Here is an 11,358-nt window from a genome sequence, read left to right on the forward strand (position 1 = left end):
GAATACGGCAGGATTTATTCGTTAGCCAACCAGCTCAGAGGAATTGCGGCGTACATGGCAGCGCAGGTCACCAGATGTGATTTCCAGGTTTTCTCGTTGGGTGCGTGGGCTTCCGGCTCTTTGCCAGGACCAAAGCCAATCACCGGGATCCCATGACGGCCCATGATGGAAACGCCGTTGGTGGAGAAAGTCCATTTATCAACAACCGGTGCTTTACCGAACAGCCCTTCATAGGCATTACTCAATGCGCGCACGGTGAAATGGTCTTCTTCAACCTTCCAGGTCGGGAAATAGCATTCGGTTGGATAAACCAAGCCAGTCCATGACGGACGGTCGTAGTTGTACATAGAAACCACCGCATTGGCCTTCTGAACTGCAGGCAGCGCGCGGATTTCATCCAATGCACCTTCCCAGGTTTCACCCCAGGTGAGGCGGCGGTCGATAGAAACGGCGCAGCTATCGGCCACGGCGCAACGGCTTGGGGAAGTGAAGAAGATTTCGGATACGGTCAGCGTTCCTTTACCAAGGAAAGCGTCGTTTCCTAGATGGCGGGAAAGATCCTGCAGTTCGTTCAGGATCGGGCCCATTTTGAAGATGGCATTATCACCGCGTTCCGGCGCGGAGCCGTGGCAGCTAACTCCGGAGACATCAACGCGAATTTCCATGCGTCCACGCTGCCCACGGTAGATCTGGCAATCGGTCGGTTCGGTACTGACCACAAACTCAGGGCGAATACCGGATTGCTCAATGATGTACTGCCAGCACAGGCCGTCGCAGTCTTCTTCCTGCACGGTACCGGTGACCAGCAGGGTGTACTCGTCTTCAAGACCAAGATCTTTAATGATTTTACCGGCGTAGACCATCGATGCCATACCGCCTTCCTGGTCAGACGCGCCGCGCCCGCCAATCAGTTCGTCGGTCTCCATGCCTTCATACGGGTCGAAGCTCCAGTTTTTGATATTGCCGATGCCGACGGTATCAATGTGTGCGTCCATTGCCACCAGGCGAGGGCCGTGGCCAATATAGCCCAACACGTTACCCATTGGGTCGATCTCAACCTTATCGAAGCCGACCTTTTCCATCTCTTCTTTGATGCGATGGACAACTCGCTTTTCGTCGCAGCTTTCGCTTGGGATAGCGATCATATCGCGCAGGAAACGGGTCATGTCCTGCTGGTAGTGGTTTGCTTTTTCAACGATCAGTTTAAAAGGAATATGCTTAGCCATGTGGATGTTCTCCAGTTCTGAATTTGCGAATAGTTACCGCGATGCAGGATGTTTGCCTTCCCAAACGACTTCCCGATAGTGCTTCACATCGGTATCGCCCTCTGTGCTGATGACCAGCACCACCGAGTGGCTATCCAGTTGCAGTTTGTTCATGAGTGCGTTGCGCTGTGGGTGGTAGTGAACAGCGGCCAGAATGCCAAGCCCAACGGCACCGGATTCACCGGAAATCACCCGAGGGTCTTTGCCGAGAGGATTACCCAGCACGCGCATACCGAGGGCCGCGACGGCATCCTGACAGGAAATAAACTGCGTCGCGCAGTTACGTAGAACTTCCCAGCCGAGTGGGTTTGGTTCACCACAGGCGAGACCCGCCATGATGGTGGCCATATCACCGCCGACATTGACCATCTGACCTTTAACGCCAGAGCGATAGAGGCAGTCGGCCAGTTCGGGCTCGACAATAACGGAGTGAAGCTGGTTAGCGCCGTACACATCCACGAGATAACCAAGTACGCCACCGGCTAGTGCGCCAACGCCACCTTGCAAAAAAACGTGGGTTGGGCGTGATATCCCCATCGCCGACATCTGTTCCACCGCTTCATCAGCAAGCGTGGCGTAGCCTTGCATAATCCAGGTCGGGATTTTGGTGTAGCCGTCCCAGGCAGTATCCTGAACAACTTCCCACCCGTTTTGCTGCGCGGTTTTCATCGTGAAGCGCACGGTATCGTCGTAATTCATCTCCGTGACGATACACTCGGCACCCAGTCGCAAAATGGCCTCGACGCGTTCCTGCGCTGAGCCTTTCGGCATATATATCACCGCATTTTGCCCAAGTTGTTTTGCCGCCCACGCCACGCCGCGCCCGTGGTTACCGTCGGTTGTTGTCGCAAACGTCATCTTCTCGGTAATACGTGACTTCAACTCAGCCAGTGAGAGCGTATTAATCTCTAAACCGTATTTTTCGCCCAGAAGACGGGCGATAGCGTAGGAGCCGCCAAGCATTTTGAAGGCATTGAGGCCAAAGCGTTGGGATTCATCTTTCACCAGGATTTTATTCACCCCAAATAGCGCGGCGAGCTCATTCAAGGCATACAGCGGCGTCGGCTGATAACCACTGATTTTTTGATGGAAGTGACGTGCCTGCTGCGCCTGTTGACGTGAAAACAACGGCGATGATTCACCATTAAAAAAGCGATTGTCGGCAATGTCCATTTTGAGTGAGAAAGCAGACATACTCTGTCCTTATTCATCCGTAAGAAAATATCGGGCTGACCCGCAGGCCAGCCGGGGAGATTATTTGATGCGTTTTTGGGCTTCGTTCAGCAACTGCTCCAGCAGCACGCCAGGTTTCGCGTACTTACGGCAGAGGATCATGGAGGCGATGATATAAGGCTTCCAGCTGGCTTCTTTGTAAGTCGCAATACGGTATTTCTCAAACACTGCTTCGGTGACTTCGCCTTCTTTACAGGAGACACCGCTGATGTCAGCCGGCAGGCAGTGCATGTACAGTGCCTCTCCGTGACGGGTCTGAGCCATCATTTCTTCGGTGCACTGCCAGTCCTTATGCTTGGCGTTTTGTGCCAGGCAGGCTTTCTCAAGGGATTTCAGCCCCTCGTGATCGTTAGCACGCAGCAGCTCGGTACGCTGCTCCATGACCTGGTACGGAGCCCAGGATTTTGGATAGACAATATCTGCATCCTTGAAGGCTTCGGCCATGTCGGTCACTTGACGGAAGCTGCCGCCAGAGGATTTAGCATTGTTTTTCGCCACTTCGATAACATCCGGGATCAGGTCATAACCTTCGGGATGTGCCAGGGTCACGTCCATACCAAAGCGGGTCATCAGCCCGATAATGCCTTGCGGCACAGAAAGCGGTTTGCCATAGCTTGGGGAATAGGCCCATGTCATGGCGATTTTCTTGCCTTTCAAATTCTCGAGAGAACCGAAGTGTTCACGCAGCCAGGCCAGGTCCGCCATAGACTGAGTCGGGTGGTCGATATCGCACTGCAAGTTGATAAGCGCCGGGCGCTGAGGCAGTACGCCTTGCTTATGGCCATCATCCAGCGCTTCACCAACTTCGCGCATATAGGCATTGCCTGCACCGAGATACATATCGTCGCGAATACCAATAGCGTCTGCACAAAATGAGATCATATTGGCCGTTTCACGTACCGTTTCACCATGGGCAATTTGCGATTTACCTTCGTCAAGATCCTGCTGAGCCAGGCCTAACAGGTTCAGAGCTGAAGCATAAGAGAAGCGGGTGCGCGTGGAGTTATCACGAAATACCGATATGCCCAGGCCACTATTGAAGACCTTGGTAGCAATATTCTCGGCTCGTAGCGTCTTTAGGGCTTCCGCAACATCCAGGACCTGTTTTAATTCGTCCGGTGATTGCTCCCACGTCAGCAGGAAATCCTTATCGTGAAGGTTGGAGTTAAGTTTATTGATATCCTTAATCAGTTCGTTAACAGTTTTCATTATGCAATCCTGGTAGTGAATGGCGGGCTTATTGATTACTGGGTGTTGCAATTGCAAACATCAGCACTGTATTGCAACTAACAATAAGTGTGCCAATTCACCAGGCAAGGATAAAAATACAGCTAAAAGGCATTGTAATGAGATGGGAGTCACAAAATAAGGTAGGAAACCAAATGGCACTGGCGGAATAATTACTCATGAATTCGCTATATATTTTTATATATAACGAGAGAGGTGTGATAGGCCGTTGAAAATATCTCCAAATTGATAAAGACAAAGTAATAATTATCATAATGATATAAAAATGTGATAGTACTTCCATAATTTGCGCAAGATGAGAAAAACAGAGCGGGGCAATGCCAATTAATGCCTAAGCCTGCGGTAGTATCCGTATAGGAATATAAATGTAGTCGTTCACCCAGCCTAGCTTTCAGTGAGTGATATTATGATACCTTCATCGACGCCATCTATCTTGATGCAGATTCAACCTACAATTCAACGATTTGCAAGAATGTTATCCAGCGTGCTACAGCTGGAAGTTGAAATCGTTGATAATTCTTTATGCCGCGTAGCCGGTACAGGCATCTATGGAAAGTTTCTTGGGAGAAAATTAAGCACAGACTCGCGACTTCTTCGTTACATTATTGAAACAAAGAAGGAAAAAGTCGTTACCCATTCACGCTACGATCCTTTATGTGAGGGATGTGAAAATAAAGAAACGTGCAAAGAAAAGGCTTTTTTAGGCACTCCGGTTATTTACCAACAGCAGTGCGTCGGTGTGATTAGTCTGATTGCACTAACTCGCGAACAGCAGGAGAGAATAAACGATAATATTACTGAATTCTCTGATTATGTTCGACACGTCTCCTCCATATTCGTTTCACGTCTCCTGGAAGATCAGGGTGGCACTGATAATATTCAGAAAATGTTTTTGACCATGCTTGATAATATGGATCAGGGCGTGCTGGTTGTCAGTCAGGAGCAAAAAGTTAAATATGTAAATCAGGCTGCATTGAAAATCCTTGGCACCACCCAAGGTAACATGGTCGGTAAGATGGTGAATTTCCGACCGTTAACGTTCGCCCAGAATTTTATCCGAGGCCACGTTCAGCACGTTATTTCCATTGATGATAAAAAAGAGCTGGTTATCGGACAGCTTCATGCTATTCAGGATCAGTGGCTATTTCTGATGGCGTTTCATCAATCTCATTCATCGGCCGATCTTTCCACCTCGCAGGACGGACCGCAAATCGAACAGTTGGTTGGGGAGTGCAGGCCAATGCGGCAGCTAAAGAAGCTTATCAGCCGCATTGCGCCTAGCCCATCAAGCGTGATGATTGCAGGTGAAAGCGGCACGGGTAAAGAAGTCGTTGCACGGGCGGTTCACAAGCTTAGCGACCGAAAAGATAAACCCTTCATTGCCATCAACTGTGCAGCTATTCCTGAGCAACTACTCGAAAGTGAACTGTTTGGCTACGTTAAAGGGGCATTTACCGGTGCCTCAACCAACGGTAAGGTCGGGCTTATCCAGGCCGCAAATGATGGCACTCTGTTTTTAGATGAAATCGGTGATATGCCGCTGACGCTACAAGCTAAATTGCTACGCGCCATCGAGTCACGAGAAATTCAGCCTGTAGGCGCCAGTAATCCCGTGCCGGTAAATATTCGTATCATTTCTGCCACCAACCAAAACCTGGATCAATTTATTGCCGAAGGGAAGTTTCGTGAAGATCTCTATTATCGCTTAAACGTGATTCCGCTGAGATTGCCACCGTTGCGGGATAGGCAGGATGACATAGAACTACTGATTCACTATTTCCTTCATCTACATACTCGCCGTCTCGAACTGGTTTACCCCGGAGTCGATCCCGAAGTCATTAGCCTTCTGAAAAACTATCGCTGGCCAGGCAATATCCGCGAACTGAGTAACTTGATGGAATATCTTGTCAATGTAGTACCATCGGGAGAAGTGATTGACGTATCTCTTCTGCCACCGAATTTGGTCAGTATGGGGAAAACGACTGACCGCGGAGAAGCTACTATAGCGGCAAGCTCAAGAGTGGTTAAGGAAGAAGAGGGAGTCACGGGTCTCGAAGAGATGGAACGGCAGATGATTCGTGACGCATTGAGCCGTTATAGTAATAAAAAACAGGCGGCTGACGAACTGGGTATCGGTATTGCAACGCTTTATCGCAAGATCAAAAAATACGATCTGATCGTTGCCTAGATCGCGACGCAGGCGAGGGGAGATCCTTTGAATTTGCTGCAATGACTCAGAACGCACAATGCAATAGTAAGTGCTTACTATTGCATTGTATTAATCGGCAGGCATTAGAGGTTGGACGCCATTTTAAGATAGGCAATATGACCCGCAGAGCACATTACTCGCGTGCCTTTATACGACTGTTGGCCCAGGGATCTGATGCCGCACTCGCCACAGAATCGTCCGCGATATCTTTAAGAGAATCCAGGTAAAGAGCTTCAACCTCAGCGCGTGCCCATGGCGTACGGCGAAGAAATTTGAGACTGGATTTCACGCTTGGGTCTTTTTTAAAACAGTTGATGCTGATTAACTGTCCCAATTTTTCCCAGCCATAATACGCCACCAGGGCATTCACCTGCATTTCAAGGGTTACACCGTGTAAGGGATCTTTTGAGTTATGCGCATTCATATGGCGTCCGTCATTATCGTGTTAAGGGGCCGGCAAGTCAGGTTGAGAAGGGTACAAGAAAGTACGGCCGCCAGCAATGTCACACACCATTTTATCGCTTAACGTACGCGAATTCTGGCGTACAAGAGCATTAGAAAAAACACAGATTTCACGTAGCGTGCGATTAAATGACAAAACCCATATAAATCAAAGCACTACATTATCTCTTAGTCGGCATTCATTAACATGATCATAGACCGATATTCTTGTAAGGTTCTAAGATTGAGCTTTCTGCTAATTTGATAACGACGGTTGAGGTATGCTCTTTGTCCATGGGTGGAAATATATCTATCCCGTTCCTCGGGAGTGCTTTGCTCATGAAGAACGACGTTATAATACCCTGCACCCAGTCGCCGTCTTACATTCTCTTTTACGTGTTGTGATAAAGGACGATTGGGTAGGGAGTACTTTTCTTTTTGTATTTTTACTAACTTCTTCCGTAGTTCAACCAGTGTTGTAATTGTATTTACGTAACTACTATAGCTATTCTTTAAAATAGCTGGGTGTGCTATATAATGAATCCGCTCCGGTTTAACTCTGGTTGAAAGGTACTGATTAATCCAGTTAACATCACCCGGGATCGCACTCACAGTGTCAATAATATAGGTTGCATCCCTTATTAAGGTTGCACAGGTTAGAAAACGAACACGATCGGTAAATGCAAATACATTTGATAGATTTAAATCATGAGCCAGATTGTTAAAGGCATTAATATTAACAAAACTCTTAGAATAGAATAAAATCATGATGGAACACTCTTACATAACCCAGGTGTCAGATTTTAATTGATGTGTCTTTTATCAACAGTATTTCCCTTGATTTATAACTGAGGTAATAGCCTTTAGCATCCTGTCTTTTGATGAATTCAAGACTACCATCAATACTTTCGAATATTTCCTTTAATCTTTTCATTGCATTCCACAGTCTGGGGAATGAACAGCGAAGTCCATGTTCTTCAAAAACGCAATGAATGATTTCTAAATCGCTGACCCACAGGGCATCACTCTTACTGATTAAGAAATTGAGAAGTCTACGATTTGTATCGCCCAGCTTGTTAGTCTTGCCATTGACAATGTTGATCAAAATCCCGGTATTGAGACGATACTCGATAGTGTTGTTGATATTATATCCATAGATTGCCAATGCCGCGCTCACTTTGTCACTTCTCCATAAGTGTTGTTAACGATATACCCCGAAGAACTCATGTAAAAAATCACATCCCGCCATAGGTTGGAATTTTATTGATTGAGTACATTTCTGGCAATCAGACTACGATGGTGAAAATAACGTACTGAATTAATATTTTTATGTAGGTTATTCCTCTGAATATGTGATTTGTAATGAACAAAATAACTGAAAATGATTTCAGTGCAACTCAAAAAAAACCGAATATAAACAAAATTAACATTTAGTGATAAAAGTCAATAAAAGCGTTTTTTTTAGTGTAAAAGAACACTGTTTAAATTAAATCAATGTAATACAGGAAGTTATGCTTCCTGGTTGAATGTTTGATATTTCAACTCACCTTAGGTGACCTAGGAATATTCTTAATGATTTAATCTAAAAAAAGCATGTTGCGATCAAAATATCACCAAAAAGATAACAATGAGAAATAATTATCCTGGGTATAAAATTTCAAGAAAAACATAAAATCTCAGCTTTTCAATTGGATAGATGGGTATCGACATTGGGGTTGAATCTGATGGTGTTGCATATTTGTAAAACCAGCTGTGGCGCACAAAAAAATAATGTTAAGTTTTGTTTAAGTATTCATTGCGTAAAAACTTTACACTTTCACGGTTAAAACCTGAAAAGTGACTCATGCATTCATTGCCGAAAGGGCCTGGAGCCCCGTATTTTGATAAGGGAAGAAACACCATGCCATGAATTTTTTGACTTCTACCAAACCAAAATATGTAATTCGTACAGAATAATAATATATAAGAAGAACTGGTCTCAACTGCCTCATGAGTATCTGCATTAGCTTAAAATGGAATATGGAATAATTTATTCTATTGCGTTATAAAAAATGTAAACATAGTATCTGGGTTGTTATTTATTTGAATTCTTATCCATAGGAGGGACGATGCTCAAAAATAACAAATCCAGAACTATTTTATTAATAACGGCCTTATTGCCATCGTACGGTTATACTTCATGCATTCTAAATGACAACGCCTACCTGTGTTCAGGGAATGATTCCGAAACACAAGAAATTGTTAATAGCACTGAGAATTTATCCGTAACTATTGAAGATGGCTATACGCTAAATACCAGTAGTGGAAATAGCTTGTATATCGATTCTGGCGCAAAAGTAGTCAATGTAACATCAACTGGAAAATCATCGATCAGTTCAAGTGATGGTACCGTCATTGATATTACTGCTTCAGGCGAAGGCAATGCAATTAATGCAAAAATCTTTGCTGATATTGATTCTGTCAATAATGGAGATGGAATAGTATTAAATAGTAATGGTGATGGCGGAGTAATAAATCTTGATTATGCTGGAAACATGAATGTCAATACTATCGGGATTATTGCCTATACAGAGGATAACTCAACGGTAAAGATTAATCTTGATGGTGAAGTGGGAGCCAGTTATGCCATTAATTCGAAAATCGGGGATAACTCTAGCATTGCGGTTGTTAATAATGCCGATATGAATTTAGTGGACGGAATTACTGATTCTAAACTTGCTGATAATAGTTCATTCTCGTTCTTGAATAATGGTGATATCGTCTCCACCGGGAAAGCTTTTGACGTATTTGCTGGGGATAATAGTACAGTTAATATAGCTAATAATAAAAAAATCCTCAGTGATGGTGCAAGTTTGATCCGATTAGGAAAAGCATCAACATTTAATCTGGATAATACAGGTGACATTACCTCAACTAATATGGGATTCCGTTTTGACTTTGGTGATAATGTCAACTTACACATTGACAATAAAGGCACCATTCGCGGCCAGGATGCCCTGTTGATTTATACATCAAGTAGCTTTGTTGATGGCACTGAGGGCAATATTTCAATCATTAACAGTGGCTTAATATCCGGTGAAAATAGTGCGCTAGCACTTAATGGCGCCTGGGCCAATTACTATATCGAAAACTCGGGTGCCATCACAACCGGAACTGGTATTAATGCTATTGATGTCAGCGATCAGAAGTCATTCGCTTTAGCACTAAAACAAGGATGGGAAATTGATGGCCGGGTTAACATAGCACCCGATCGCTTTGGTGGGTTGACGGATAGCAAAGTTATCCTGGCGGGTGACGGTGATTCCGCTATTACACTTTCACGTTTCCAGGGCGAAAACACCAGTTCTGACACCGATGCTATCGTCGGTATTAATTATCTGGAAAAACAGGGATTATCAACCTGGACTTTAACGGGCACGCAAACGTCAGGGCAGTTTGAAACTGTGGATATCCAGCAGGGCGGCATCTTGCTAGACGATGCGACATTACTGACTAAAACACTGACAAACAGTGCAAATATTTACGTTAAAAACCATGCAGTAATCGATGGTGATGTTCTAAATAGTGGTGCTGTACATATTAACAACACCCAGTCAAATCAGGCTGGCAATACACTGTTGATTAATGGTAATTACACAGGAGAGAAGGGTAGCCATGTTATTTATAACTCCGTGCTAAATGATGACTCGTCACCGACAGATCAGTTGATAATTAATGGTGATACATCAGGAAGCAGTCTCGTTACGGTTAATAATCTTGGCGGTTATGGGGCCCAAACTGTTGAAGGTATTAAGCTGATTTCAGTTGCCGGGGATTCTGCAGGTACGTTTATGAAGAATGGCCGTATTGTCTCGGGAGCCTACGATTATTCATTGGTTCGCGGAACCAATGGCCAGGAAAAAAACTGGTATTTAACCAGCAAATTTATCCCTAAAAATGAAAACGTTATCCGTCCGGAAGCGGGGAGTTATATCGCAAATATTGCAGCAGCGAATACGCTGTTTAACACGCGGCTACACGATAGGCTGGGTGAAACACAATATGTGGATGCATTAACCGGCGAAGATAAAGTGACGAGTTTGTGGCTTCGCCAGGTGGGCAGTCATAACAATTGGCGCGATAGCAGTGGGCAATTGAAAACACAGAGCAATAGTTATGTCGTTCAGTTAGGTGGGGATATCGCTCAGTGGACGTCCAATGGTTTAAATCGTGGTCACCTGGGGCTGATGAGCGGTTATGCCAATAGCCGGAATAACACGCATTCATCTGCATCGGGCTACACCTCCAAAGGGTCCCTTAATGGGTACAGCGTTGGTGCTTACGGTTCATGGTTTGCCAACGATGTCGATAAGAGTGGATTGTACGTCGATAGCTGGCTGCAATATAACTGGTTCAACAACCATGTTAACGGTGAGCAGCTAGCGAGTGAATCCTATCGCTCAAAAGGGGTAACCGCATCGATTGAAACAGGTTATACCGCGAAAATGGGAGAATTCTCCGGCAGTAAGGGATCACTAAATGAATGGTACATTCAACCGCAGGCACAGGCGACCTGGATGGGCGTTAAAGCTGATGATCACCACGAACGTAATGGCTCCAATGTCAGCAGCGAGGGTGATGGCAACCTCCAGACACGTTTGGGCGTACGTGCATTCCTGAAAAGCCATCATGCAATGGACGAGGGGAAAGATCGCAGTTTCGAACCATTCATCGAGGCTAACTGGCTGCATAACACTCGCGACTATAGCGCGAAAATGGACGACATACGTGTCAGTCAGGCCGGGGCACGCAATTTAGGTGAGGTCAAAGTGGGTGTTGAAGGCCAGCTAACCAGGCACCTGAATCTGTGGGGCAACGTTGGGGTTCAGGTAGGAGACCAGGGCTATAACAACAGTTCTGCCATGATTGGCGCAAAGTATAATTTCTAACGCGGTCAGATAAAACACGATCACCGGGTAATAT

At 45.4% G+C, this 11,358-nt stretch carries 8 protein-coding genes; 2 read left to right on the top strand and 6 right to left on the bottom strand.

All coding sequences use genetic code 11. The features are described from left to right. Positions 1-14 precede the first annotated feature (14 nt). The 3 genes from KP80_RS05520 to ygeW are packed head-to-tail and all read right to left on the bottom strand — an operon-like array spanning position 15 to position 3,707. On the bottom strand, positions 15-1,226 hold the full coding sequence (locus tag KP80_RS05520; protein ID WP_052282588.1) for a YgeY family selenium metabolism-linked hydrolase: 1,212 nt from the start codon (positions 1,224-1,226) through the stop codon (positions 15-17). A gap of 33 nt (positions 1,227-1,259) precedes the next feature. Further along, entirely contained in the window at positions 1,260-2,459 is a 1,200-nt protein-coding gene (dpaL, locus tag KP80_RS05525; RefSeq protein ID WP_052282589.1) for a diaminopropionate ammonia-lyase, read from the bottom strand. A gap of 60 nt (positions 2,460-2,519) precedes the next feature. Continuing rightward, the gene (gene ygeW, locus KP80_RS05530) at positions 2,520-3,707 is read right to left on the bottom strand and encodes a knotted carbamoyltransferase YgeW (RefSeq protein WP_052282590.1); all 1,188 of its coding nucleotides are present in this window, start codon (positions 3,705-3,707) and stop codon (positions 2,520-2,522) included. Positions 3,708-4,152: 445 nt separating this feature from the next. Here ygeW and KP80_RS05535 point away from each other — a divergent pair, with 445 nt between their 5' ends. Further along, on the top strand, positions 4,153-5,934 hold the full coding sequence (locus tag KP80_RS05535) for a sigma-54 interaction domain-containing protein (protein WP_052282599.1): 1,782 nt from the start codon (positions 4,153-4,155) through the stop codon (positions 5,932-5,934). Positions 5,935-6,088: 154 nt separating this feature from the next. Here the strand turns inward: KP80_RS05535 and KP80_RS05540 are convergent, their stop codons facing one another. From KP80_RS05540 to KP80_RS05545, 3 genes are all read right to left on the bottom strand, one after another. Beyond that, positions 6,089-6,379 (bottom strand): VF530 family DNA-binding protein, encoded by a 291-nt coding sequence (locus tag KP80_RS05540; protein ID WP_052282591.1) that lies wholly within the window; start codon positions 6,377-6,379, stop codon positions 6,089-6,091. 206 nt (positions 6,380-6,585) lie between these two features. Beyond that, entirely contained in the window at positions 6,586-7,164 is a 579-nt protein-coding gene (locus KP80_RS23045; RefSeq protein WP_156315599.1) for a hypothetical protein, read from the bottom strand. Between the two features lie 28 nt (positions 7,165-7,192). Then, complete coding sequence (locus tag KP80_RS05545; RefSeq protein ID WP_052282592.1) at positions 7,193-7,573, bottom strand: hypothetical protein; 381 nt, start codon at positions 7,571-7,573, stop codon at positions 7,193-7,195. A 931-nt stretch (positions 7,574-8,504) separates the two neighbouring features. Between KP80_RS05545 and KP80_RS23395 the strand changes: the two genes are divergently transcribed. Beyond that, entirely contained in the window at positions 8,505-11,324 is a 2,820-nt protein-coding gene (locus KP80_RS23395) for an autotransporter outer membrane beta-barrel domain-containing protein (protein WP_082221714.1), read from the top strand. The last annotated feature ends 34 nt before the right edge of the window (positions 11,325-11,358 follow it).

This window comes from Kluyvera genomosp. 1, assembly GCF_001266615.1.
Lineage (GTDB): Bacteria > Pseudomonadota > Gammaproteobacteria > Enterobacterales > Enterobacteriaceae > Kluyvera > Kluyvera cryocrescens_A.